Here is a 24,218-nt window from a genome sequence, read left to right as displayed (position 1 = left end):
TGAATGCACACGCTCCTAAAAAAATGAAAAGCCCCTTAAGAAGGGGCTTTTCTGTGAAGAAATAAAGTGTATGTAATCTAGATGCATACACGATCTATATTCACAATTATTTTCCGGCAACTGCGTCTTTAAGCGCTTTACCTGGTTTGAAAGCAGGTACTTTGCTTGCTGGAATTTCGATTTCTTCACCTGTTTGAGGGTTGCGTCCTTTACGTGCAGAACGTTCACGCACCTCGAAGTTACCAAAACCGATCAGTTGGATTTTATCACCGTTTTTAAGTGCATCTAAGATCGTATCAAAAACAGAGTCAACTGCTTTTGTCGCGTCTTTTTTAGACAATTCGCTTGCTTCCGCAACCGCATTAATAAGTTCTGTTTTGTTCATGCCTTTCACCTCCTCCCAAAAGGAATAAGCTCAGTTCGTTTATTATCATTTCTTCACAGTTCAGTCTGATTCTAAACCTGCCTGAGAAAAAAATCAGACAAGCAAGAGAAAGACAATTAAACGGCTTTTAAGAAAAACTGCACTCCAAGGAATGTTTGTCCATCAGAGTGAAGAATTTCTGTATGTAGAGTAACACATATAAAAAGCCATATCAAGCATTTTAAAGCGTCAATCCCTTGCTCGTCAAGGATTTAACGTGATTTATCGAACAAATATTCCTTTTTTTCCTTTTTTCATCCTATTCCTTGATCCTTTTCCAATATTAAGAGCAAAGAAAAAAGACCTCCTATTCTATAAAGAGGTCTCCCCGCATTACAGGATAATGGCGATTAAGCCGCCTGATCCTTCGTTTATGATTCTTTCTAATGTTTCTTTTAATTTATATCGTGCGTTTTCAGGCATCAGTGACAGCTTAGCCTGAATCCCTTCTCTCACGATAGAGCTGAGCGATCTTCCAAAAATGTCAGAGTTCCAAATTGAAAGCGGATCATCCTCAAAGTCCTGCATTAAGTAACGCACCAGTTCCTCGCTTTGTTTTTCAGTTCCGATAATCGGCGCAAATTCGCTTTCGACATCCACTTTGATCATATGGATTGACGGTGCGACAGCTTTCAATCTTACGCCGAATCTGGAGCCTTGCCGTATAATTTCCGGCTCATCCAGACTCATGTCAGTTAAAGCAGGCGCTGCAATGCCGTATCCCGTCTGTTTGACCATTTTTAAAGCGTCGGACACCTGGTCATATTCCGTTTTCGCATGGGCAAAATCCTGCATCAGCTCAAGCAGGTGGTCTCTGCCCCTGATTTCAACGCCTACCACTTCTTTTAGGATTTGATCATATAAATGGTCGGGCGCATACAAATCAATTTCTGCAACCCCTTGGCCGAGCTCAATCCCGGCTAATCCGGCACTTTCAATAAACTCAAACTCGCTGAATTGACCGACAACCCTGTCGACATCACGGAGCCGTTTAATATCCTTAACAGTTTCCTTCACTGATTCCTGATAGCTCTCGCGCAGCCAATGGTTTTCTTTCAACACCATGACCCAGCTTGGAAGATTTACATTTACTTCAAGCACAGGAAACTCATAAAGAGCCTCTCTGAGAACATTCAGTACATCGTTTTCCCGCATACTTTCTACGCTCATTGCCAAAACAGGGATATCGTATTTCTCGCTTAAATCCTGGCGCATCGCCTCTGTCTCCGGGTGATACGGTTTTACTGAGTTAATGACCATAATAAAGGGTTTTCCAACTTCTTTCAGCTCTTCAATGACTCTTTCTTCTGCCTCTATATAGTCACTTCTGGCGATATCACCAATCGTGCCGTCTGTCGTAATAACCACTCCGATGGTCGAATGTTCTTGAATCACCTTCCGCGTTCCGATTTCAGCAGCCTCGTGAAATGGGATCGGTTCTTCGTACCAAGGTGTATTAATCATCCGCGGGCCGTTTTCATCCTCGTATCCTTTTGCACCCGGCACTGTGTAGCCTACACAATCTACTAATCTTATATTGACATCGAGTCCGTCTGATACATGAACAGACATCGCCTGATTCGGAACAAATTTAGGCTCTGTAGTCATAATCGTTTTTCCGGCTGCGCTTTGAGGCAGTTCATCCTGCGCACGTGCCCGGTCTGCTTCATTACTGATATTCGGGAGCACCACAAGCTCCATAAATTTCTTAATAAACGTAGATTTCCCTGTACGGACAGCACCAACGACTCCTAAGTATATATCGCCTCCTGTTCGTTCAGCGATATCCTTGAAAATATCGACCTTTTCCAAGTGATCCCCTCCCGGACTTCCTATCCTTATCAATTTTATTAACCTTTTTCAATCAAACACAGGACACTATATGTGTATGACGTTGTCCTATTTCAATATGACATCTTTAGAAAATTTTCCATCCTTAATCTATTAAAGTATAAAAAAACCTTTCTCCCTATTTGTATGCAAGGGAGAAAGGTTCATTCCTTTTTTATATCATTTTCTAAAAAAACAGGTTCTTGTTTGTCATTAACGGTATATTTCACTGAAAATGCGGGGACGAAAGGCGTCTCTTCCCATATTATGTCCTGTATTTCCGTGCCGGGTTTAAAAGTTTTTTTGCTTTTTTTGAGACAGGAAACGAGCTCTGTCCGATAGTCGGCATAAATTTCTCCGTCTCCGTCAATCATAAGCGGCAGGGAGTTTCCTGAGATTGGGCTTGTGACAGAAAGAGAGTCAGCCTCCCCTAGTTTTTTCCCATCAAGCGTAAACAAGTCACGCGCTAATACATCCTGATATGGCGGATATTTATGTTCTTGGCGGTACATTTGAACGCGTAATTTGATATCACGTATTTTTTCCGCCATCTTTACATCAATCAGTTTAACAGTCGGATTATTCTCTACATCGACAAGCACGTATTGATAGTCTCCGCCGCTTTCATATGCCGTGCTTGGAGGTTCAGCCATATATCTCGGCGCTAAACGGTTAAAATCTATCGGATATTTTTGATAAAGCGGTGTTGACATATCTTTTGTTTGAATCGGAAGCAGTCCTCCGTTTGCCTTTTGAAATTCATCAACGGCTGATTGAACCAGCTTTAATTGGTCCTGATATGGAGTGGCTTGTACACTGCTTTTCCGCTCATGTGGATATAAACATCCAGATAAGAAAATCACTGCTACAAAAATCATAGCGCACTTCAGTTTACCCATACAGCACTTCCTTTTACAGCTTTATTCATTAACAGGGCCGCTGAATACCACCACAAATACAATAATTCCTGAAATCAATACACACATGTAAGCAAACGATGAAACTGCAATCTTCAGAAAACGGTTTCGGCATTTAAAACGGCTTAAATAGATGCATGCTACGGCCAGAAACATCAGCCCCATGGAACCAAGGGCAAACCACATTTTGATCAATGCCAGACTCAAATGACCCGCGCCCCCTCCGACATTTGTTTTGTAAGCGTTACATTTTATTTTAATATACAGCGCTTGAAAAGATCAACCAGATTTTCCATCCTTTGATAGAATAAAAAAACTGAAGCAAAGAGGGGGACTTTGCTTCAGTCAAATTGACTATATTCACCTACGTTTAAGAAACACTCTCTTGGACTTCGATGCTATAGTATGCGACTTTGCATACAGATGCATCCTCTCTTGCCTAAATCGGCAAAATGTTTCAGGAGATCCCAAGGCATGGGTATTCTTCTGTGTTTCGGGCTTTCGTGCAATTAGAATATGCGGAATTCTATTCCGTTGACACTTTTATTTAACTTGGTTATCAAATGTATTCACCAAGTCCTCCATCTCGTGGGTTTTCCCTCTCGCCATTAAGGATTCAACAGCGGTTTCTACCTTTTGTCCATTAAACAGAACTTGATGAAGGGCTTCTGTAATCGGCATTTGCACCTGATATTTTTCTGAAAGCTGGTAAGCCGCTTTTGTCGTGCGCACTCCCTCAACGACCATTCCCATTTCTTCGAGAACGTCCTCAAGCTTGTACCCTTTTCCGAGTAAATTGCCGGCACGCCAGTTTCTGGAGTGAACACTTGTGCACGTAACAATCAGGTCTCCGACACCTGTCAATCCGGAAAACGTTAGCGGATTCCCGCCCATTTTTGTGCCGAGTCTCGCAATTTCAGCAAGACCCCGCGTAATCAAAGCAGCTTTGGCATTATCGCCGTATCCTAAGCCGTCTGTGATTCCAGCAGCAAGGGCGATAATATTTTTCAGAGCGCCTCCGATTTCTACACCGATAATGTCAGGATTTGTGTACACCCGAAAATTGTGGTTTATAAACAGATCCTGCACCTCTTCTGCAGCCTGCATGCTCTTTGAAGAGGAAGTGACGGTTGTCGGATGCCGGAGTCCTACTTCTTCAGCATGGCTCGGCCCGGAGAGCACGACAATGTCCTTTCTGACATCACTCGGGAGCTCAAATTCCATAATTTCAGAAATACGCAGGAGCGAATCCGGCTCTATCCCCTTACTCACATGAACAAAAACTGCTTTTTTCGTCATAAAAGGCACTGCCTGTCTCAACACTTCCCGAATCGCTTTAGTCGGAACAGCAACTATGATGAAATCTGCGTCTGACACAGCTTCTTTCATATTGGTTGTCCCTTTCATAGTTGTAGGCAGCTTAACATTTGGCAAATAGTCTTTATTCTCATGCAGCTCATTGATTTGATGTATTAACTCTGCACGGTGAGCCCAAACGCATACTTCATTTCCGTTATCGGTTAAAACCAAAGCCAGCGCGGTTCCCCAGCTCCCTGCTCCAAGCATTGTTACTTTTTTCATTTTGATTCACACCTTTTTATTTTCTAGCTCTTGCAAATATTTTGATTGGTGTCCCCTCAAAACCGAACGCGTCTCTGATTCGGTTTTCTAAAAATCGTTCGTATGAAAAATGCATCAGTTCCGGATCGTTTACAAACACAACAAAACTCGGCGGCTTCACCGCAACTTGAGTCGCATAATAAATTTTCAAGCGCGACCCGTTATGAGTCGGTGTCGGATTCATTGCCACAGCATCCATAATGATGTCATTTAAGACATTCGTCTGGACACGAAGTGAGTGATTTTCACTTGCTTTAATGATTGCAGGCATGAGCGTATGAATCCGTTTTGTCGTTAATGCTGACATGAACAGAATCGGTGCATAGTCAAGAAATTGAAAGTGGTCGCGGATATTTTGCTCAAATTCTTTCATCGTGCTTTCATCTTTGTCAACAGCATCCCATTTATTTACTACGATCACGACAGCCTTGCCTGCTTCATGTGCATAACCCGCGATTCGCTTGTCCTGTTCGATAATGCCTTCCTCACCGTCAAGCACCACCGCAACAACTTCAGAGCGGTCAATGGCTTTCAGCGCCCGCAGCACGCTGTACTTTTCAGTCGTTTCATACACTTTACCTTTTTTTCTCATGCCGGCAGTGTCTACAATGACAAAATCCTGCTGGTTATAAGTAAATGTTGTATCAACGGCATCTCTTGTTGTTCCTGCCACGTTACTCACAATGACACGATCTTCGCCAAGAATCGCGTTTACCAGAGAAGACTTCCCTACATTCGGACGTCCGATCAGGCAAAATTGAACGACTTCATCATCGTATTTTGTCTCAGGGATATTTTTAAAATGCTCCGCTGCGGCATCCAATAAATCACCGAGTCCCAGCCCGTGTGTTCCTGAAACCGGATACGGTTCACCAAAGCCCAGCGAATAAAAATCATAAATATTCGCTCTCATTTCTGTGTTATCCAGTTTATTTACCGCTAAAACAACAGGCTTTTTCGTGCGGTACAAAATTTTCGCTACTTCTTCATCAGCAGCAGTCACACCTTCACGGCCATTCACCATAAAAATAATGACATCCGCTTCATCCATGGCGATTTCGGCCTGCTCGCGTATCTGTGTTAGAAACGGCTCATCACCGATATCAATACCGCCCGTATCAATCAAATTAAAATCATAATTCAGCCATTCAGCCGAGCTGTATATCCGATCCCTTGTCACACCAGGGGTATCTTCTACTATTGAAATTCTTTCACCCGCAATCCGGTTAAAGATTGTGGATTTTCCTACATTCGGTCTCCCGACAATGGCTACGACAGGTTTACCCATAGTACCCTTCCTTTCGATCCAGCCGCTTTCATTTTTACATAAATTCTCAACCGGTTATTTAAATCATCTCATTCACTTTTATGAAAAGAAACCCTTCAGAGGAAGGGCTTAACTCATTTATTATATCAGTTTTTACTGGGATCACAACTATTCTTAAAAATGTTTCACGATCAAATAAACATCTTCCCCAATTCTATGGGCAATTCCGTCGAGGATTGCCTCAAGGTTTTTAGCGAAAAGCTCCATCTCTTTTTGGTCATTACAAAAAAAGATGGGTGTCCCTCCTGAAGCACGGTTCCGGTTTGTCGTGATAACAGACAAAATCACTTTCGTCAGCGATTCACTCATCCTATCACCCTATCCTGTTTTTTGATAAATTCCGTAGGCATTCTGATTGCGTTTTCCAAGGTCGGAACATTACTGATAATCTGAACAGCTGTTTCCGGGTGATGAATTTGCGGCAGGACAAAAACGCCCACTCTTCCGTCATTAAGATCCCTTTTCGCGATTGGCGTCAGGGACGGCTCTCCTGAGTCCCGATACACCCCCAGCACATTGGAGACATCAAATAAAATGGCCTGGCGCTGACCCAGGTTGGCAATGGTTGCAGCTGAATTAAAATTTTTAGGGGTTAAAATAAACCCCATGCCATGCTTTAAAATCAGCTCCTGTTTCTCCGGAAGTCCGATGTTCATCATATAAATATTATCTACAAACAGACCCGGCCCTTCGAAGTGAGGCTCTATGTACTCAATATCGACAATATCTTTCAATACACTGCCGGACATAAATTTCATTGCTAACAAAAAACAAACAACAGCGGTGATGACAGCAGCCCAGATTGAGAAAAACACGTACGCCGATGTTGTCAAAAGAGCAGTAAAAATTACGATATAATTTCTGCTTTCAAACGCAATGGCGATTCCTTCAATATAAGTGCTTCCTCTTGAGACAAGTTCGTACGAATCCATTTGTGTCAGCGTATTCCGCTCCATATTTCTGACATCTCTGAATTGAGTGGCTGCAAGTGTCAAAAACGTGATGGCCGTAAACTCCTCCTGTAATAGCGCAGGCATAATAATGGCCCCTAACCCTGCCGCAATAAGCCCAAGTGCAATATGAATGACTTTTCCGTGAATATAGGTCGGATACTGACGGTAATCTGTTTTCAGCATATACAGCCTTGTGGCGACTCCTGCTACGACCCCCGCAATAATCGGATAGATGTAATCACTCATGACATTTTAGTAGCTCCTTTGTTTGATCTTTTGCCTCTCTGGCCAATTTGACTGGCGAGCTGTTCATACTTTGATATGCCAAACAGCAATATCGTTCCCGCAGAGCACGCGTTAAGCCATTGAAAACCTCCGACAGCCGTATGCCCTGCCAATTGTTGAATGACAAAAGAATACACCAGTTCACCTTGGCACATTCCTAGAACATATAAGGCAAGCTGCATCTGAAAATCCCTTTCAACAGAAGCAGTCAAAAGCACACATAATACAACAGCGGTCCACTCAGGTTTTATGATGAACCAAACCGGATCATATAATGCAAAAAGATAAACAAACGCATACCCGGAAACAAGCGTCAGGTGCACCATGATATAGCGAAATCGTTTATACATCCCTAAATATCCGGCATAGACGCACCCGCAAACGAGAAACATTACGTACGCTGCATTCAGAGAAAAATATAAAGTAAAGTGATGTATGCTTAAGATGATATTAGTCAAAATAAATACTGAGACGGCAAAGCGCCTTTTCGTCTTTCCAAGAATAAAGGTTGTCAGCACCCACAAAAACCACATTGACCAATAATAATAAAATTGTTCCATTTCGCTTCCTCCATACTCCCAGTATGGAGTCTAAACACTTTTTTTAAACAAACCGCTTCACGTAAAGGAGAATGATCATGGGAAAAGACAGACAGGAGAAAAAACTCAAGGCTTCGGGCAGAGTGGAATCAGACCGGGACCAATCGATTCACTATGACGGAGCCACCAGCCTTGAACAAAACGGCAAATTTAAAAAGCGTAAATCATAATACAAAAAGCCCAAAACTCACACCGTTTTGGGCTTTTCTTATACAGCTGTCAACGCACATTGTAATTGGAAGTATGAATGCCTCTCTCAGTCAGCCAGTGATGAGTCTCACCTTTTATGACAAGAGGAGCCCTTTGCAAATCAGAAATCGTACTGGTGCCAAGCACAGTCATAATCATTTTTAATTCCTCTAGGATCAGCTGAATCTCTTCAAGCAGCCCTTCTTCGCCTTTTTCAGTCAGCGCTTTTAAGAAGTGCCCTGCCATTCCGGTACAGGAAGCCCCAAGAGCTATCGCCTTCGCGACATCAAGCGCATTTTGAAGGCCGCCGGACGCAATCGTTGTTTTACCGGGAAACTCAGAGCGGATTTCCGCCAGGCTCGCTGCTGTTGAAATCCCCCATGAGTTGAAAAAAGTGATCTTCCGCTGTCTTCGGAGATTTTCTATTTTCGAGAAATTTGTCCCTCCGTAACCGCCGATATCAACAGCTGCCGCACCAGCTTCATACAGCTTTCTTGCTGATTCTTTGCTCATTCCGAAGCCTACTTCTTTTATTATGACAGGCACTTTGATTTCGCTGCAGATCTGTTCAATACGGGAAAGAGCGCCGCTAAAGCTTCTGTCGCCTTCAGGCATGACAATTTCCTGAATCACATTCAGGTGAATCTGCAACGCATCCGCCTTAATCATTTCGACAGCTTCCTTCGCCTGACGAGCTGTCGCCTCACTGCCCAAGTTGGCAAAAATCAGCCCATTCGGATTTTCCTTTCGGACGATTTCATACGAATAGCGTTCAGACGGGTCTTTTAACGCCGACATTTGTGAGCCGACAGCGAGAGGAATATCAGCTATACGAGCTGCTCTAGCAAGCGCCTTATTAATTTCATATGTAAGTTGTCCGCCGCCGCCAGTCATTGCATTGATAAAAATCGGCGAACTGCTTGAAAGTTCGCCGATTTTTGTGGAAATATCTACTTGTTCTAATGCAAGATCGGGCAGACTGACATGAACAAACGTAATATCATCAAGACCCGTCTCCCGCTTTTGGCCGGTAGACAGGGCATGATTGATGTGTTCTCTTTTCCGTTCTGCTCGAGTCACGTTTATCACCAATTATTTTAGTTTATTAAGCTTATCTCCGATCAGATCTCCAAGCTGGAAGCCAGTGCTTGTTTCTTCCTTCGCCTGATATTGGCGGTAATCCTCTTGATCGGCTTTAGGAGCTTCTTCAAGCTCACGCATGCTTAATGAAATGCGCTCTTCATTTTCATTCACATCAAGAACCTTCACTTTTACAGTCTGTCCTTCTTCAAGGACTTCATGCGGCGTGCCGATGTGTTTATTAGAAATTTGAGAAATATGAACGAGACCTTCTACGCCAGGAAGAATTTCAACAAACGCACCGAAGCTCACGAGGCGCTGAACCTTTCCTTCAAGCACATCACCCGGCTTGACCTTCTCCCCAATTTGGCTCCAAGGCCCAGGCAGAGTTTCTTTAATAGATAAAGAAATACGCTCATTATCCCGGTCAACCGATAATACTTTCACTTTCACTTCCTGTCCCTCTTCCACAACATCAGACGGCTTTTCAACGTGGGAGTGGGAAAGCTGTGAAATGTGCACAAGCCCGTCGATACCGCCGATATCAACAAACGCGCCAAAGTCAGTCAGGCGCTGCACTTTACCATCGAGCACACTTCCAACTTCTAGAGACTGAAGAAGGTCTTGTTTTTTATTCGCCTGCTCACTTTCAACAACCGCACGGTGTGAAAGGATGACGCGGTTTTTATCACGGTCAAGCTCTACTACGAGCAGAGACAGTGTTTTTCCTTTATAGTCGGTAAAATCTTCTACAAAATGCGCTTCTACAAGTGATGCCGGAATAAAGCCTCGAACGCCGATATCAACGACTAGACCGCCTTTTACGACATCTTTCACTTCAGCTTCAAACACTTCTTTTGTTTCAAATTTTTTCTCAAGGTCTTCCCAAGCCCGGTCTGCATCAACAGCACGTTTAGATAAAATCAAAGCATCGTCTTCCACTTTTGTTACTTTCAGGTCAAGCTCGTCGTCTACTTTTACGACATCCGATGCTTTCTCTACATGAAGACTTGATAATTCACTGATTGGAATAATACCGGACTGTTTGACATTGATAATTTCAACATCCACATGCTTGTCCTCTACCTTTGTCACAATCCCTTTTACTACATCTCCAACCTCTGGTACTTGAACATCAATTTGATTCATTTCCTCTGTCATTTGAATAACCTCCTTGGTCCAAACCTACACAGCTTAATTAAAAACGGTTTGAAAGCTGAACACGTATCATGCATGTCCGCTTTTAGCCGAATATGTATTAAAGAATCATCCAAAAAAGATTTTGAATGATCAATAAAAAGTTTTATTAGTATTAACTTCTAATAAAAGGACAGGTTTGTCAAGCAATAACATTCTTTCTTTGTTGAAAAATTCAAAAAAAGTGGCCTCCGCCGGTATCAGCGGGACTTTTGCTCCACTACATCAAGGATTTTTTCAGCAACTTCCTGAATGGAGAGAGAAGTCGTGTCGATTTCAAGCGCGTCATCTGCTTTTCGAAGCGGAGAAACTTCGCGCTCTGAATCGAGTTTATCTCTTCTTGCAATTTCCTCAATTAATGTTTCGTAGTTGGCATCGTAGCCTTTTTTTACATTTTCTTCATAACGGCGTTTCGCTCTCTCTTCAACAGATGCCAAAAGAAAGATCTTCACTTCGGCATTTGGAAGCACATGAGTTCCGATATCACGTCCGTCCATGACAACGCCGCCTTTTTCCCCGAGCTGCTGCTGGCGTTTCACCATTTCTTCCCTGACGCTTCTGTGCTTGGCAGCAATTGAGACTTGATTGCTGACCTCGTCTTTTCTGATGTCCTCAGTCACATCTGTGCCGTTGACAAGCACCTTTTGTCCTTCTTTTGTTGTAATCAGCTCAATATCGGTTTGCTTTAACAGCTCAGCCAATTTTGCTTCATCTGTCAAATCAACTTTTTCTTGTAAAGCCACATATGTAATGGCCCGATACATCGCTCCCGTATCAATATATATGTACGATTTTTTCTCAGCCACAATTTTGGCAACGGTGCTTTTCCCCGCAGCAGCCGGGCCGTCGATCGCAATCGATAATTTCTTTTCCATAATTCCTCTCCTTGCTCTTTTCTCCTCTATGGATTGTATCATGAACTTTATGAAAAAGGGTGAAAAATTCATGAATAATTAATGTTTGAAGGTTTCTACCCAATCATTAACTTCCATTTTATCCACCCCTTCATATTGAATCACTTTTGAGACATAAGGTTCAATATGCTGATAGTGAAAAAGAAACTGGATACCAATTAAAATCACTGCCTGAATGAACAATAATTTGAGCAGCAGCCGTTCAAAGGTCTTCATCGGCCCACCTCCATCACAAATAGTATGGAAGTGTTTGCCGATGTTTATTCCAATCGTCCCTTTCTTCTCTTGTTTAACTGGCGGCGAATGCAATACTGAAGAAGGAGCTGCTGATTACCGGATGAAATCTCCGAATACTCCAAGGTCATTTTACGTTTGCCTGATTTTGAATCATTAAACACACGCCTGACAACCGCGTCAGCCTCTATTTGATGCGTTTTTTCCTCATCCTGAAGGCTGATGAACAGGCGCAGCGTATCCCCGTGCTGAAAAGAATAGCCATCTGTCACAATCAAAGCAATACCGCCGGCGCTGATATTGTACGAGAGTGTATGAAACCCGTCTTTTTCATCTGCCGGCTCGACAAGCACATCCAATACCGCGTCAGTTCTTACATATTGCCGGCGCTGAATTCGCTTCATTTTTTCACGGGGAGGCACTTCAAGGCAGATCATTTGAAGCTTGTCCGTCACTTTTCCCTTAATTCGGCTTGAGAAGCGGTAAGGCACTTCGTCTTTACCGACAAACTCTACCGTTACTTCAGTATCATGATGTAAAATCACGGTTCTTCCTGTGTTTACATCAACCGGATATGCGATCAGGAGCTCTCCGTTTTCTATACTCACGGCTTTGCTCTTTGCTATTTTTAAATCATTTTCTTCTATGTATTCTAAGTGTACAGTTTCCCCAATCTCTATCATTGACTTCACTCTTTCGCATTCAATATACTCACTTTTTTATTAAATCATGTAATGAAAAAAAGGAAAAGACTTTTAGTCCTTTCCTCCTAGTTTTTATAGGTCTTTATATATAGGTTCAGCATTTTTTAGTTTTTCAACTTTCTCTTCCGTTCCGTCATTAGCATTTATATACATTCTGAATGTATCATTTTCAATCGTACCAAGCATTTCATAGCATAATACTTCCTGTCCTAATTCATTTGTGATCACAGCAAGCCTTGTTTCTCTCACTTCTACACTTTTGTTTAATTTTGCTTTCGCATCTTGTTCAGAGATAGCCGGCTTTGGTATGTCTCTTTTTCTGTGGGATGTTAAGAAATCTCGTGCTGAAAAGCCGACAACCTCGCCGTCATCCAAGGCAACTTTCATACGGATGGCTTCTGGATACATCCGGACATTATTTTCTATTGGAACATATGAGAATACACCGATTTTATCGTATTGCGCACTTTCATCGATTTCCAGATCTTTTGTTTCATATCCGTTTTTCTTTAGAAAAGCAAGGGCTCGATTCGATCCGTCATTCAAGCTGATTTTCTGATCTTTCACTTCTCTGTTTTGGATTAAATAAACCGGGTGTCCGCCTTTTTTTGTAATATCCATATATATCGCTGCTTTATGATCAGGATCTTTCATACTGATACTGTAGACGTCACGGTTTGTTTTTTTTCCGCTCTTTATCACTTTGATTGCATAATTGTCATCAGGTGCAAAGCGTTGGGCAATTTGTTTGGCTTCCTGTGCAGAAATTTCTTTTCCCTTCAGATGGGCAAAACCCTTCTCTTCTTTTTTGGTGCTGGTGAAACTTGGCCCAAGATCTGTTCCTGATGCAAAGGATCCAACATTTTTTTCAACCGTTTTAAAGCTGTTGATGATCGTGTTATCACTCTGTTTTTCATCAGAGGCCAGCGCCATCTCTACATCCATCCAGCGCAAGTTCTTGCTCATGACAAGGTGCTGAACGTGGCGCAGTTCATTTTGTATATCTTCTGATTGCTGATAAAGCTTATTTAACGAAGTATACTCTTTTTCGTCGAGCGGTTTTTGATCCAAATCTCTGATTGACGTTTTATAGCTGAAATCGCCGATCTTGGATAACAGCTCTTCCGTTTTGTTAAACGGCATTAATGTAAGCGGCAGCTGACTGACACTGTTATGGGCTTCTGATGTAATTCTCCAAACATCTATCAATGCGGGGGACAGTGATTTTTTGCTGTTCATGGCAAGCGTTGCACCAATTTTATCATGCAGCTGGTCTACCTGATAGGTGAGCTCATGAAACGCCCGCTGATAGTTATTTTCAGCATGAAGAAGGACAGCGTCTTTTTCCTGGTGCTCTTTGTATCCCCAGTAACTAGTACCGACAATTGCAATACCTAGCACTGCGATTAAAATAGCTCTGATCATTTATCACACCTCATTTTTATGCTTTCTTATGTCCTGCTACTCACAGAAAATGTGTTTACCGATTCTCTTAATCTGCGGGCGCCCCCAAATCCACGCGCTGGTAGCTGTATCCGGATTAAAGTAATACAGCGCTTCCTCGGAAGGGTCCCAGCCATTAATGGCGTCTAATACTGCTTCTCTTGCTGTTTCGTTCGGCTGCATATAAATTTGTCCGTCAGCCACCGCTGTAAAGGCAAGCGGTTCAAAAATAACACCTGCTATTGAATTTGGAAATAACGGACTGTTTAAACGATTCAAGATAACTGCTGCAATAGCAACCTGTCCCTCGTACGGCTCGCCACGCGCTTCCCCGTAAACCGCTTGAGAAAGCAGCCGAATATCATTATTGGAAAAACCGCCCGGCATGTTAGCTGCAACCGCATCCTGTTTTCTGGTTTTTGCAGGCGTGTTGTTGTTTTGCTGTTTATTCGCTTGCGGCTGCTGTGTTATTTTTTCAGCAGGCTGTTTCTGCCGCGTCTCTGCTTGCTGCCTTGCTTTTTGAGTCGCTGTTTTTGACGGTTTCGTTTGGTATTTCAGCGGTATTTTTCCGTAATGCGTGAATTTATTTCCTTTTTGAAGCTGCTCCATGACATATTCACGGTAATATTTAGACTTAGATATCAAGGTCTGTTTGGTTTGGGCTCCGACCAGACCGTCTACCTCTTTTAAGCCGAATTGATCCTGAAAGTTCCGTACTGCCCAGTATGTCCCCCATCCATAAACCCCGTCAATTTTCCCATTATAATATCCGTTATATTGAAGACGCGCCTGCAGCTCGATCACATCGTCCCCTGTTGCCCCTCTTTGAATGACTTGATTAGAAAAGGCTGAAATTGTTTCAGTATTGATAAACGTCGTAATTATAAAGGAAAATAAGATGAGACATGCCATAATCGATCCTTTGGACTTCATCTTTTCAAGCCTCCTACAGCAAATTTTTGAGTGTAATCGTATTTTCTGTAACGAGGTTATTTTTATACACTCTTTCCTTCTTATCCCTCACAGCTTAAAAATTTCAGCAAATCAAAAAGCCGCACTATCGCTGTGCGGCTCTTCTATATCTGCATCATATTGACGGAACGGGCTTTTTTTGCTTTTCGCAAACCAAACCACCATAAAAATAACATAAATGGAAACATGTAATAGATCCAATTACTGAGGGCTGTCAGGATAAAGTCATACGACCCATGTAAAAGTGAAGGTACGGCCAACGAAAGGAAAAGCCATTTTACACGTGCTTTTTCAGCGGAAAAACGCGCTTTCCCTAGGTAAAACCCCATAATCACTCCAATTAAGGCATGGCATGAAACGGGCAGCAGCGCTCTGACAAACGCATGCTCCACGCCATGACCGATTAAATAAAGAATATTTTCGAGTGTCGCAAAACCAAGCGATACACTTGCGCCGTATACAATTCCGTCATAATGTTCATCAAAGTGGGCGTGCGGGTAAACACTGATCATTAAAATGAACCATTTTAATGATTCCTCCAAAAAGCCAGAAGACAAAAAAGAAACAAAAAAGCTTCCGCCTCCCACATTCTCTTTTTCAAGCACATACTGGATAAACATGGTGGGAAATACAAGAACAACCCCAAGAAAAAATGACCGAAGCACCATATGTACAGGTTCATTATCATACTGATCTTTTAAATAAAAATAACTTAACAGCGCGATGCCGGGAGCAATTCCTGCAGAGATGATTGCAAACATCAGGCAACCTCTTTCCTTTATATTCCTATGTCTATCCTACCATGTTGTGTATGAATTTACATCTGTCTGCCCTTAAAAAAACAAAAAGAGCATACGAATCCTTCATATGCTCTCCTCTTTTCACTTATCTTCTCTTTTTGCGATTTCATTTGCGATGTGGCCGCCGTGAAATCTTCCGTTTTCAATAAATATTTCATTTGCATTGTTTCCGGCAGCGATGACCCCTGCAATAAAAACGCCTTCCACATTGGTTTCCATCGTTTCTTCATTAAAAAACGGACGTCCTGATTCCTCATCGATTTTCACACCGATTTTTTTCAGAAATTGATGATCAGGGTGATAACCCGTCATGGCAAATACAAAGTCGTTTTTAATGGTAATCAGTTCCTGCTGGCCGGAGCGGAAAACGACTTTATCTTCAGTGATTTTTTCTACACAAGCGCCAAATTCCATTCGGATTGTACCGTTTCTTACTAAAGATTCGAATTCTGGCAGAATCCATGGCTTAATGCTAGAAGAATATTCATTGCCCCTGTATAAAACGGTGACACGCGCTCCTGATTTTACGAGTTCAAGCGCAGCATCTACACTTGAATTTTTCCCGCCGATAACGACGACGTCTTTATCGAAATACGGATGTCCTTCCTTAAAATAATGGAATACTTTCGGCAAATCCTCACCGGGTACGTTCATATAGTTTGGATGATCATAATAGCCTGTGGCAATAATGCAGTATGGTGTTGAATACGTCTCTTTTGACGTTTCGATAACAAATGAATTGTTTTCTGCTTTTGTCACTTTTTGCACCATTTCAAATGCATTCACACGGATCTTTTTCCGCTTCACGACTTCCCTGTAGTACGACAAAGCCTGAATTCTGACAGGCTTTCTGTTTTCGGTAATAAATGCCACGTCACCGATTTCAAGCTTTTCACTTGAGCTGAAAAAGGTTTGATGCGTCGGATAATTGTAAATACTGTTAACGACATTGCCTTTTTCAATGACGAGGGCATCAATGCCAATTTGTTTTAGGTGAATGGCCGCAGATAACCCGCAAGGACCTCCGCCAATAATTATTGCTTTTTCTTCAATCATTTCCGTCAACTCCTGCGATTGGCATTCGATTCACATTTTTCTATTTCCAAATAAAAAAATCTCCTATTTTATCATAGGAGATTTTTATTTTTTATGCAAATCATCAACTTATATCCAGCCTCTAAAGCGCGAAGCCTCCGCCATTTTACGCACGCCTACCATATAAGCGGCAAGTCTCATGTCGATTCTTCGGTTGTTGGCCATTTCATAAATATTGTTGAATGATTTTACCATCATTTTTTCTAATTTCTCTTCTACTTCTTCCTCGCCCCAGTAGAAGCCTTGGTTATTCTGAACCCATTCAAAATAAGAAACCGTTACGCCTCCCGCGCTTGCCAGTACATCCGGAACAAGCAGAATGTCACGGTCTGAAAGAATTTTTGTTCCTTCAAGCGTAGTTGGGCCGTTTGCTGCTTCAACAACGATTTTCGCCTGAATGTTATGGGCATTTTCTTCTGTAATTTGGTTTTCAATCGCGGCAGGAACTAAAATATCACAATCCAGTTCCAGCAGCTCTTGGTTCGTAATGGTATCGTTGAAAAGCTTTGTCACTGTGCCAAAACTGTCGCGGCGGTCGAGTAAATAATCAATATCCAGGCCTTCAGGGTCATACAGTCCGCCGTATGCATCGGATATGCCGACAACCTTTGCCCCTGCATCATGCATAAATTTTGCCAAATAGCTTCCGGCGTTTCCGAAGCCTTGAACGACAACTCGCGCACCTTTAATATCGATGCCTTTTTTCTTCGCCGCTTCTTTTATGCAGATGGTTACACCTTTTGCTGTCGCTGATTCTCTCCCATGAGATCCGCCAAGCACAAGCGGTTTGCCTGTAATGAACCCAGGCGAATTAAATTCATCAATTCTTGAATACTCATCCATCATCCAAGCCATGATTTGTGAGTTTGTAAATACATCCGGTGCCGGCACGTCTTTCGTCGGACCGACAATTTGGCTGATAGCTCTGACATAACCCCTGCTTAGACGCTCCAGCTCTCTAAACGACATATCCCTTGGATCACAAACAATTCCGCCTTTACCACCGCCATATGGAAGATCAATGATACCGCATTTTAAACTCATCCAAATGGAAAGTGCCTTCACCTCTTTTTCAGTTACGTTCGGGTGAAAACGTATCCCGCCTTTTGTCGGACCGACAGAGTCATTGTGCTGGGCACGATAACCCGTAAAAATCTTGACTGAACCGTCGTCCATACGAACTGGTATTTTTACCGTTAATAATCTCATCGGCTCTTTTAACAGTTCGTATACTTCTTCAGGATATCCCAATTTTTCCAGAGCCTTATGTATTACGGTTTGGGTTGATTTTAATACATCAAGTTTGTCCTCTTCTGTATGACCGGTGTTTCGATCGGCTGCCATTTGAGTTAACCTCCTAGAATCTTCTGTTTCTCACATGCTCCCTTTCAGAGAATAGTATACACCTTCATATGATCTATGCATAGGATAAACGTTATGTTTTTCCATGTTTTTTAACAAAAAAACCGCTGTAAAAAACAGCAGTTTTTCTTCCATTCTTATGAAAAATGAGTTTGGATTGTCTCTACAGCATTTCCGTCCATAATGAGCTTACCATACTCTTGTAAGCGATAAATCGTTAATGTTGTCGGATTGCCGTATTCAGCCAGGACCGCCACAACACCCTCGGCAGTCTGTGATCCCAAGTCTTCAAGGCTCAGAAAGTACTGTCCTTCATAGTGGTAGACAGTTCCTCCTGTGATACCGATCCGCTGTAAGCTTTCAGAAAGCTGAATGATATCTTCAAAGGAATGGAATTGATATATGATGTCCGCGCTCTCGTCAAGCTTGACTTGCATTTCGATGTAATCATCATCATACTCATCTTCTTCTGAATCCGCTTCTTGGTTCTTTGTTACGATCACAACCATCCCTTGTGCTTGGAGAGAATACACTTCCACTGCAATCGGTCCATTCGCTTCAAAGCCGAGCTCTGTATTTGCTTCATTCATCATATCTTTAAATAACTGGTGGACTTTAAATGAGTCCTTCCAGAGGTCTTCTTTTGTTAATCCACGATCAGTTAAATCATCGAGGGTCAAGAAGATTTTGATCTTATTATAATTCAGACGCTCAAGCCGCATAACGTTCCCTCCTGCCTCTACTTGCACACAAATCATATAACACATTATATGAGATGATGAGTCATAGGTTCTTAATTGTTATCAGTTTACACTGAGTTCACTAGTAAGACAAGCACAATGCAGTTTTTTATTGACACACTCTTTAGGGAAGTCATTCAGGTGCTGCAAGTGTCACGATGTGTGCCTCAGGCTCTGCCCCTAAACGAAGGGGCACTTTTGTTGTGCCGTACCCATTGCTGATGAGGTACGCAGCATTTTTAACAAAACCGGTTGTACCAAGCTCATAAGGGCCAAATTTCCCAAATCGAATCTGCCCGCCATGGGTATGCCCGCTGAATATAACATCAATACCGTCAGTTTCATTGATTTGTTGATGGATCTCAGGGTTATGGCAAACCAGAACGTTCACCTGGTTCCCGTCAATTTCTTTAATCGCTTCTTCATAATCATCCATCTCCATCCTGATGTCATCCACTCCGGCTATGGTGATGGTATGTCCGTTATACGCAAAAGGAACCGATTCATTTCGCAGCGTAATAATACGGTGCGTTTTAAATATAGCATACAGTTTCCGCTGACTGATTTCATAATCATTGTTTCCCCAGACAAACATGACAGGGACTCCCAAACCCGCAAGCCTTCTGACGTTTTCCTCAATTCTCGAGCAGGACACCCCGCCCTCAGCTAAATCACCCCCGATTATAACCAGATCCGGCTGATGGCCCTGCGCTTCCTCTAAAAGACCGTGATCAACAATACGTTTATGAATGTCAGATATAAAAAAGATCGTAAGAGGCGGCTTCCCCTTCATTTTTGATAACGTAAATGTATGGATTTTTAGGTGATTGCCTTTTGCCACTGAATACATTTTTGCCGTCATTGCCGCTGCTGCAATAGCCAATGCACCGGCAATTTTCATTGATCGCTTCATTAAAAACTCTCCATTCTTTTAGAACTTATCAATAAGACGGACAATAAAAAAAAGACGTTTCTATCGTTTGAGAAAACGCCCCATTTTATTTACTTTCAAAATATAGATTAATATCGTATTGGTGCTTCATCAATTGAAAAACAGATTCTCTCGCCTTCCATTTATCAGGCTGCGGCCAAAGATCAGTGCTTTTCTGAATAATTTCACATCTCAGTTTATGGAAATCACCCTCGGCTTTTTCTTCTTTTTTCTTAAAATAATATGAAGTGCAGTATGCAAAAGCAGTTGCCATCATCCAAAATAAATAAAAGGTATGGCTGAGCGTTTCTTGAAGAATGAGCTGAGGCGCCGGACTTTTGATCATCATTAGAAGACATAATAAGCCCAGGCAAATGAGTGAGGTCCACCGCCACCTGCGGCATTGCGCAGCATAGTTTTCGTATTTTTGTTTTCGTTTCACCAACGCCTGTAGCATCTGTTTGGTCGGCGCGTCCGTAAATCGGTCCAGCTGGTTCCATAAGGATTCCATACGCTTCACACCTTGTCCCTTTTCATTGCTACAATATATGAGCCTGCGATCAAAAAGATGCCCGCTAATAAGTCAAAGGGATGTCCAAAATTTGCCCGGTATAAACGTCATTTCCGTTCAAATGGTTATAGGCACGGATCTTTTCTTCTCCTGATCTGCTTTTATAATATTTCATGGAAATGCGGTACAGCGTTTCTTTCTTTTGAACGGTGTGCTGAACGATACGTTTTGCCTCCGTATCTTGAACTGGTTCAGACTGCTGCTGTACCTGTTCCTGCTCTTTTTGGACTGTTTTTTCCGGGGAAGGGGAAGCAGCCGCGCTTTTTGCTTCCTGTTTGTTTGCTGTGTTCTCTTTTTCCGCTACAGCAGGCTGCTTCTTATCAGTTGTTGCTTCTGTTTGTTTCTCTGTCTTTTTGCCTTCAGATTTTTTTTTTGACTCTTCGCGCAGAACTGTCTCTGCCGTTTCTTTTTTGGCCTCTGGTTTTTGGACCACCTCGTATTTACTCTGGCTGCTGTTTATAAAAACATCTTCATAATCATCGGGATTTCCCGGATGGCTTTTCATTAGATAAAATAAGGTGACAAAGACGATAACCGGCACAAATACAAACAGTACTGCGAGAGTGGTAAATAACGGCGTTCTTGTTTTGCCTTGCTTTTTTTTCTTCTCTCTTTGATTTTTTACAGATTGTCTTGTCGGAAGGCTTTCTTCATCATCTTCGAAAAGGTCGTCCGCCAATGAGGTTTTATGGTCTTCATAAAGATTCTGGGCTTTTCTTCTCTCTACTCTAGACATGTTCGTCATGTGTATCCCTCCTAACATGTTCAAAACGAATCTGACAGGCAAACACGGCATCAATAATAAAATGCGCCGTTACCGGAACAAATAGATTGCCGGTCCATTCATAAATCAGTCCAAGCAAAAAGCTGATTGCCGTCACCATGATAAATAGCAGCCATTTTGTCAAATACCGAAAATGAAGAACAGCAAATACAAGACTGGCCGCCCATAAACCAATATGGGTCTGCAGCACTCCCCTGAATAACATTTCTTCAGCAAAAGAAATCAGAAGCGTTAAAAATATAATATGAGGGATTGGCCTTTTACTGAATAACTTTTTATTGATTCCGCCGTCATCATATAAATGAGGCGGACACCATTTCATGATTGCCATGTCGGCTAAAATGACAATAACCGCCAAAGAAACACCATACCAAATGATTCTTGTATCTCTAATATGCCAGAGGCTGAAAAAATCACTTATATCCTGAAAAAAGAACAAAACGGCAGCAGCGGACACCATGATGATCAGAAGCTGTGTCATGTATAGCTGCTTCAGTATATCACGGTCAGACAGATGCTGGATCAAATCCTTTTGCTGTTTCAGTTCGGCTCACCTACAGTCTCTAGACTGAATATACGGTGCAATTCCGATCTCCAGCCGTCTAATGGCGCTTTTTGGACGCGCTCCTCTTTTTGTTCATACAGCGAAAGATCAAAACCGCAATGTGAACAGCATGGCATGCTTCCTTTATCGGGCTCGTATGTTTCATCAAAATAGGCTAACAGCGATTGTCTTAAACAGCCATCGCGATGAAGTAAAGCTGCCACGTGACGCATTTTTTCAAGTTTCAGCTCCATGCGATACGTGATTTCCCGCTTGATCAGATCAATTGATGTTTTCCCCTGCATAAAGAGATGGATGATCATGCGCGACTGCGTCTCTGTGATACCATATTGCATGAATAATTCGCGCAGTTTTCTTTCGTCCTGTTCTTCCGTTTCTTCCAGCACGCGAATAACATTGGCGATTTCTCCATCCGCAAGGCTCTCCATTTGGATAATCTGCTCCTGCAATTCGAAATCTCCAGGCGCTCTGAGCAAAATGCTGACACTCGGTTTTCCGTCACGCCCTGCTCTGCCGATTTCCTGCATAAAAGCTTCAGCCGTCTGCGGGAGATAAAAATGGATGACATATTTGATATCAGATTTATCAACACCCATGCCGAACGCATTTGTACAGCAAATGACATCAAGCTGATTATTGATAAATTGCTGCTGAATTAACATTCTGTCACCAGAATCCATGCCGCCATGGTAATAATCAACCCTGCTGCTTGTTTTATATTTAATTTCCTCCGCTAATTCCTCTGCCCATTTCCTTGTCGGACAATAGACAATTCCCGGTCCTTGCAGGTTTTCAACCAGCTGAATGACCCTATCTATTTTTTCGGCAGTATCCGCGGTATTTTCAACTTTGAGCGCAATATTCGGCCGGTTAACTGAGTTAAGATGCTGTTCGGCATGCTGCAGATCAAGCAAATTCATGACATCATGCAGCGTATCCTTCGTCGCCGTAGCCGTCAGAGCAAGCACCGGCGGATGCCCTAGTTTTTTTCTCAGCTGTCCAAGCTTTGAATAATCAGGTCTAAAATCATGTCCCCATTCCGATATACAATGCGCTTCATCAATAACAAAAAGACTGATCGGAACGCTCTTTAATTTTTCCAGGACATATGACGACTGCAATGCTTCGGGCGACAGATACAAAAATTTGTAGCGGTGGATATGCTCCAAAACGAAATGTCTTTCCTGCCTGCCGAGCATGCTATTCAATGCGGCAGCTCGTTTTTCTCCCCGCGCTTTCAGCTGCTGCACCTGGTCCTCCATTAAAGAAAGCAAAGGAGAAACGATTAATATCATACCGTCAAGCATATAACCGGGCAACTGGTAGCAAAGAGACTTTCCTCCCCCTGTCGGAAGCATTGCAATGGTATCCTTTCCGCTGAGTACGCTTCTGATGATGTCCTCCTGCCCTTTTTTAAAGGAATGAAAACCAAAAAACTGATATAACGCTTGCTGTAATTTAGTCATACTGTTTCACCTGCTTTGCCAATGCCAGCCTGATTTGAAAGTAGCTGAACCGCTGCTCTAGGCCTTCTCGAATTTGTTTGATCTTGTTTGTCCGCATGCGTTTGGCGAACTCAGCAATTTGGAGCTGATCTTCAGCCGAAATATATCCATCAATCACAAAAGCCGGCTCATGAAGAGAAATTTCGACGATATGGTCTTCAATTGTGGCGGTTTTCAGCTTTCTGATTTCAGCAATTCGCTGAATCGGAATCCCTTGTCTGACCATCTGCCATGTTTTTCTCGTAGACTCAGTCAGTGCGTTCTCCAAATGCACATCAGAAAGAAGATCCTTTAATATAGAATCTTCACATTGCGGCAAGGAATGAATAAAATAATGTACCCCAGCCCAAAACAAGACATAAACGTACCACTCGTCTTCTTTCAGATTGTCAGCAAGCTGCCTGCTCGTATAACCGATCCTATTATATGAAGTTAATGAGTAGACAAAGATAAGAGCTGCTTTCTCGTCAAGCTTTTGCAAATGATTCTCCAGCATATCCTGCAAGCCTCTTGCCAGTTTTTCATGATCCTTTTGCTTGTGCATGTATCGCTTGACCCAGTGAAGCGTCTTATAATCTTTTGTGACGGGAATATACTGTCTGCTGCTGTGCTGCTTATTTGACAATACCTGTACGAGAAGGGAAAGTCTTTTCCAAAGCACGCTTGCGGCCTGCTGAAAATAAGCGCCGTGGCAATGGGCTGGCCAAGGCCGTTCACTCAGCGCCTGCCTCAACATGCTTTCGCCTCTAATAGTCACTCTGTATGTATCTGTTTCTGACATCGGTTCCAGAAATGACTGCTGTTCAAGCTTGCGAAGTGAGGCTGAAATGTCGCTTCTTGAACATTGCGGAGCCATTCCAAAATATCTTGCAGTCTGAAATAAGCCAGCATCTTGAATGGTTTGTGACGATCTTTTTCCTTTGAATAAGTGAAAAACGGCACTTCCTGTCCGTTCCCCGTTTATTTTAGAAAGGCAATCGAGAACCATGATATCAAAGTAATTTAATGACAACCTATCCACCCACATTCTTCCTGACAAAAATCGCTGGTTTGTTCTTTTTATTTTAACAGATTTTAAACAGAAATCGACGTTTAAAGTCATCATTAGGGGGGATGTTATGTAGATAACCCCTTATGTGATAAGCATTCTCAATCATTTTTCTGTTGAAATGTGGCA

The 24,218-nt window shown here is 42.5% G+C and carries 27 protein-coding genes; 1 reads left to right on the top strand and 26 read right to left on the bottom strand.

The window, feature by feature from the left end:
* Window positions 1-106 precede the first annotated feature (106 nt).
* From hbs to ACQVGS_RS09625, 9 genes are all read right to left on the bottom strand, one after another.
* A complete protein-coding gene (hbs, locus tag ACQVGS_RS09665) occupies window positions 107-385 on the bottom strand; it encodes a non-specific DNA-binding protein Hbs (protein WP_003153447.1) in 279 nt (92 codons plus the stop codon).
* A gap of 372 nt (window positions 386-757) precedes the next feature.
* Window positions 758-2,236: a stage IV sporulation protein A gene (gene spoIVA / locus ACQVGS_RS09660; protein WP_010334746.1), complete on the bottom strand. Its 1,479-nt coding sequence runs from the start codon at window positions 2,234-2,236 to the stop codon at window positions 758-760.
* 182 nt (window positions 2,237-2,418) lie between these two features.
* Window positions 2,419-3,153, bottom strand: a complete 735-nt coding sequence (locus ACQVGS_RS09655; protein ID WP_024121872.1) for a YphF family lipoprotein — start codon at window positions 3,151-3,153, stop codon at window positions 2,419-2,421.
* 21 nt (window positions 3,154-3,174) lie between these two features.
* A complete protein-coding gene (locus ACQVGS_RS09650; protein ID WP_024121873.1) occupies window positions 3,175-3,378 on the bottom strand; it encodes a DUF2768 domain-containing protein in 204 nt (67 codons plus the stop codon).
* 336 nt (window positions 3,379-3,714) lie between these two features.
* The gene (locus ACQVGS_RS09645) at window positions 3,715-4,752 is read right to left on the bottom strand and encodes an NAD(P)H-dependent glycerol-3-phosphate dehydrogenase (RefSeq protein WP_103671758.1); all 1,038 of its coding nucleotides are present in this window, start codon (window positions 4,750-4,752) and stop codon (window positions 3,715-3,717) included.
* Between the two features lie 16 nt (window positions 4,753-4,768).
* Window positions 4,769-6,079, bottom strand: coding sequence for a ribosome biogenesis GTPase Der (gene der / locus ACQVGS_RS09640; RefSeq protein WP_010334750.1), 1,311 nt, complete (start codon window positions 6,077-6,079; stop codon window positions 4,769-4,771).
* A 153-nt stretch (window positions 6,080-6,232) separates the two neighbouring features.
* On the bottom strand, window positions 6,233-6,427 hold the full coding sequence (locus ACQVGS_RS09635; RefSeq protein ID WP_024121875.1) for a capping complex subunit for YIEGIA: 195 nt from the start codon (window positions 6,425-6,427) through the stop codon (window positions 6,233-6,235).
* Complete coding sequence (locus ACQVGS_RS09630) at window positions 6,424-7,317, bottom strand: YIEGIA family protein (RefSeq protein WP_491831487.1); 894 nt, start codon at window positions 7,315-7,317, stop codon at window positions 6,424-6,426. Before ACQVGS_RS09630 ends, ACQVGS_RS09635 begins: the two co-directional genes overlap by 4 nt.
* Window positions 7,314-7,916: a YphA family membrane protein gene (locus ACQVGS_RS09625; protein ID WP_059336631.1), complete on the bottom strand. Its 603-nt coding sequence runs from the start codon at window positions 7,914-7,916 to the stop codon at window positions 7,314-7,316. Before ACQVGS_RS09625 ends, ACQVGS_RS09630 begins: the two co-directional genes overlap by 4 nt.
* Before the next feature lie 77 nt (window positions 7,917-7,993).
* Here ACQVGS_RS09625 and ACQVGS_RS09620 point away from each other — a divergent pair, with 77 nt between their 5' ends.
* On the top strand, window positions 7,994-8,125 hold the full coding sequence (locus ACQVGS_RS09620) for a YpzI family protein (protein ID WP_010334754.1): 132 nt from the start codon (window positions 7,994-7,996) through the stop codon (window positions 8,123-8,125).
* Window positions 8,126-8,174: 49 nt separating this feature from the next.
* Here ACQVGS_RS09620 and fni read toward each other — a convergent pair whose 3' ends face one another.
* The 17 genes from fni to ACQVGS_RS09535 form a co-directional block, all read right to left on the bottom strand.
* On the bottom strand, window positions 8,175-9,224 hold the full coding sequence (gene fni / locus ACQVGS_RS09615; RefSeq protein ID WP_127696818.1) for a type 2 isopentenyl-diphosphate Delta-isomerase: 1,050 nt from the start codon (window positions 9,222-9,224) through the stop codon (window positions 8,175-8,177).
* Between the two features lie 12 nt (window positions 9,225-9,236).
* Window positions 9,237-10,385 (bottom strand): 30S ribosomal protein S1, encoded by a 1,149-nt coding sequence (rpsA, locus tag ACQVGS_RS09610; RefSeq protein ID WP_024121879.1) that lies wholly within the window; start codon window positions 10,383-10,385, stop codon window positions 9,237-9,239.
* Between the two features lie 236 nt (window positions 10,386-10,621).
* Window positions 10,622-11,296: a (d)CMP kinase gene (gene cmk / locus ACQVGS_RS09605; protein WP_044155003.1), complete on the bottom strand. Its 675-nt coding sequence runs from the start codon at window positions 11,294-11,296 to the stop codon at window positions 10,622-10,624.
* A 78-nt stretch (window positions 11,297-11,374) separates the two neighbouring features.
* Window positions 11,375-11,551 (bottom strand): YpfB family protein, encoded by a 177-nt coding sequence (locus ACQVGS_RS09600; RefSeq protein ID WP_095713192.1) that lies wholly within the window; start codon window positions 11,549-11,551, stop codon window positions 11,375-11,377.
* Between the two features lie 44 nt (window positions 11,552-11,595).
* Entirely contained in the window at window positions 11,596-12,252 is a 657-nt protein-coding gene (dgrA, locus tag ACQVGS_RS09595) for a cyclic di-GMP receptor DgrA (RefSeq protein ID WP_127696817.1), read from the bottom strand.
* Window positions 12,253-12,345: 93 nt separating this feature from the next.
* Entirely contained in the window at window positions 12,346-13,698 is a 1,353-nt protein-coding gene (gene ypeB / locus ACQVGS_RS09590; protein WP_024121883.1) for a germination protein YpeB, read from the bottom strand.
* Window positions 13,699-13,734: 36 nt separating this feature from the next.
* A complete protein-coding gene (sleB, locus tag ACQVGS_RS09585; RefSeq protein WP_024121884.1) occupies window positions 13,735-14,649 on the bottom strand; it encodes a spore cortex-lytic enzyme in 915 nt (304 codons plus the stop codon).
* A 143-nt stretch (window positions 14,650-14,792) separates the two neighbouring features.
* Entirely contained in the window at window positions 14,793-15,449 is a 657-nt protein-coding gene (gene prsW / locus ACQVGS_RS09580) for a glutamic-type intramembrane protease PrsW (protein ID WP_024121885.1), read from the bottom strand.
* A gap of 120 nt (window positions 15,450-15,569) precedes the next feature.
* Complete coding sequence (locus ACQVGS_RS09575) at window positions 15,570-16,544, bottom strand: YpdA family putative bacillithiol disulfide reductase (RefSeq protein WP_024121886.1); 975 nt, start codon at window positions 16,542-16,544, stop codon at window positions 15,570-15,572.
* A 108-nt stretch (window positions 16,545-16,652) separates the two neighbouring features.
* A complete protein-coding gene (gene gudB / locus ACQVGS_RS09570; RefSeq protein ID WP_044154979.1) occupies window positions 16,653-17,927 on the bottom strand; it encodes an NAD-specific glutamate dehydrogenase in 1,275 nt (424 codons plus the stop codon).
* A 155-nt stretch (window positions 17,928-18,082) separates the two neighbouring features.
* On the bottom strand, window positions 18,083-18,667 hold the full coding sequence (locus ACQVGS_RS09565) for a genetic competence negative regulator (RefSeq protein ID WP_010334765.1): 585 nt from the start codon (window positions 18,665-18,667) through the stop codon (window positions 18,083-18,085).
* Between the two features lie 151 nt (window positions 18,668-18,818).
* Window positions 18,819-19,598, bottom strand: coding sequence for a metallophosphoesterase (locus tag ACQVGS_RS09560; RefSeq protein WP_151175112.1), 780 nt, complete (start codon window positions 19,596-19,598; stop codon window positions 18,819-18,821).
* A gap of 85 nt (window positions 19,599-19,683) precedes the next feature.
* The gene (locus tag ACQVGS_RS09555) at window positions 19,684-20,127 is read right to left on the bottom strand and encodes a YpbF family protein (RefSeq protein ID WP_127696815.1); all 444 of its coding nucleotides are present in this window, start codon (window positions 20,125-20,127) and stop codon (window positions 19,684-19,686) included.
* A gap of 64 nt (window positions 20,128-20,191) precedes the next feature.
* Window positions 20,192-20,932 (bottom strand): LysM peptidoglycan-binding domain-containing protein, encoded by a 741-nt coding sequence (locus ACQVGS_RS09550; protein WP_127696814.1) that lies wholly within the window; start codon window positions 20,930-20,932, stop codon window positions 20,192-20,194.
* Window positions 20,916-21,497, bottom strand: a complete 582-nt coding sequence (locus tag ACQVGS_RS09545) for a CPBP family intramembrane glutamic endopeptidase (protein WP_283912421.1) — start codon at window positions 21,495-21,497, stop codon at window positions 20,916-20,918. Before ACQVGS_RS09545 ends, ACQVGS_RS09550 begins: the two co-directional genes overlap by 17 nt.
* Before the next feature lie 14 nt (window positions 21,498-21,511).
* Window positions 21,512-23,002: a RecQ family ATP-dependent DNA helicase gene (locus tag ACQVGS_RS09540; protein ID WP_106020037.1), complete on the bottom strand. Its 1,491-nt coding sequence runs from the start codon at window positions 23,000-23,002 to the stop codon at window positions 21,512-21,514.
* A complete protein-coding gene (locus ACQVGS_RS09535; protein WP_188323813.1) occupies window positions 22,995-24,053 on the bottom strand; it encodes a YpbB family protein in 1,059 nt (352 codons plus the stop codon). The genes ACQVGS_RS09540 and ACQVGS_RS09535 overlap by 8 nt, the downstream gene beginning before the upstream one ends.
* Window positions 24,054-24,218 lie beyond the last annotated feature (165 nt).

The sequence above is a fragment of the Bacillus sp. SD127 genome (genome assembly GCF_058566445.1).
This window is presented reverse-complemented; position numbering and strand designations above follow the sequence as displayed.

Bases quoted from the DNA above. Each gene is read 5' to 3' on its own strand.
- ypeB (WP_024121883.1), bottom strand. From the start codon at position 13,698: ATGATCAGAGCTATTTTAATCGCAGTGCTAGGTATTGCAATTGTCGGT.
- cmk (WP_044155003.1), bottom strand. From the start codon at position 11,296: ATGGAAAAGAAATTATCGATTGCGATCGACGGCCCGGCTGCTGCGGGG.
- gudB (WP_044154979.1), bottom strand. From the start codon at position 17,927: ATGGCAGCCGATCGAAACACCGGTCATACAGAAGAGGACAAACTTGAT.
- ACQVGS_RS09565 (WP_010334765.1), bottom strand. From the start codon at position 18,667: ATGCGGCTTGAGCGTCTGAATTATAATAAGATCAAAATCTTCTTGACC.
- der (WP_010334750.1), bottom strand. From the start codon at position 6,079: ATGGGTAAACCTGTCGTAGCCATTGTCGGGAGACCGAATGTAGGAAAA.
- ACQVGS_RS09555 (WP_127696815.1), bottom strand. From the start codon at position 20,127: ATGGAATCCTTATGGAACCAGCTGGACCGATTTACGGACGCGCCGACC.
- ACQVGS_RS09560 (WP_151175112.1), bottom strand. From the start codon at position 19,598: ATGAAGCGATCAATGAAAATTGCCGGTGCATTGGCTATTGCAGCAGCG.
- prsW (WP_024121885.1), bottom strand. From the start codon at position 15,449: ATGTTTGCAATCATCTCTGCAGGAATTGCTCCCGGCATCGCGCTGTTA.
- ACQVGS_RS09600 (WP_095713192.1), bottom strand. From the start codon at position 11,551: ATGAAGACCTTTGAACGGCTGCTGCTCAAATTATTGTTCATTCAGGCA.
- ACQVGS_RS09630 (WP_491831487.1), bottom strand. From the start codon at position 7,317: ATGAGTGATTACATCTATCCGATTATTGCGGGGGTCGTAGCAGGAGTC.
- rpsA (WP_024121879.1), bottom strand. From the start codon at position 10,385: ATGACAGAGGAAATGAATCAAATTGATGTTCAAGTACCAGAGGTTGGA.
- ACQVGS_RS09575 (WP_024121886.1), bottom strand. From the start codon at position 16,544: ATGATTGAAGAAAAAGCAATAATTATTGGCGGAGGTCCTTGCGGGTTA.
- sleB (WP_024121884.1), bottom strand. From the start codon at position 14,649: ATGAAGTCCAAAGGATCGATTATGGCATGTCTCATCTTATTTTCCTTT.
- hbs (WP_003153447.1), bottom strand. From the start codon at position 385: ATGAACAAAACAGAACTTATTAATGCGGTTGCGGAAGCAAGCGAATTG.
- ACQVGS_RS09655 (WP_024121872.1), bottom strand. From the start codon at position 3,153: ATGGGTAAACTGAAGTGCGCTATGATTTTTGTAGCAGTGATTTTCTTA.
- ACQVGS_RS09625 (WP_059336631.1), bottom strand. From the start codon at position 7,916: ATGGAACAATTTTATTATTATTGGTCAATGTGGTTTTTGTGGGTGCTG.
- ACQVGS_RS09645 (WP_103671758.1), bottom strand. From the start codon at position 4,752: ATGAAAAAAGTAACAATGCTTGGAGCAGGGAGCTGGGGAACCGCGCTG.
- dgrA (WP_127696817.1), bottom strand. From the start codon at position 12,252: ATGATAGAGATTGGGGAAACTGTACACTTAGAATACATAGAAGAAAAT.
- ACQVGS_RS09540 (WP_106020037.1), bottom strand. From the start codon at position 23,002: ATGACTAAATTACAGCAAGCGTTATATCAGTTTTTTGGTTTTCATTCC.
- ACQVGS_RS09635 (WP_024121875.1), bottom strand. From the start codon at position 6,427: ATGAGTGAATCGCTGACGAAAGTGATTTTGTCTGTTATCACGACAAAC.
- ACQVGS_RS09620 (WP_010334754.1), top strand. From the start codon at position 7,994: ATGGGAAAAGACAGACAGGAGAAAAAACTCAAGGCTTCGGGCAGAGTG.
- ACQVGS_RS09550 (WP_127696814.1), bottom strand. From the start codon at position 20,932: ATGACGAACATGTCTAGAGTAGAGAGAAGAAAAGCCCAGAATCTTTAT.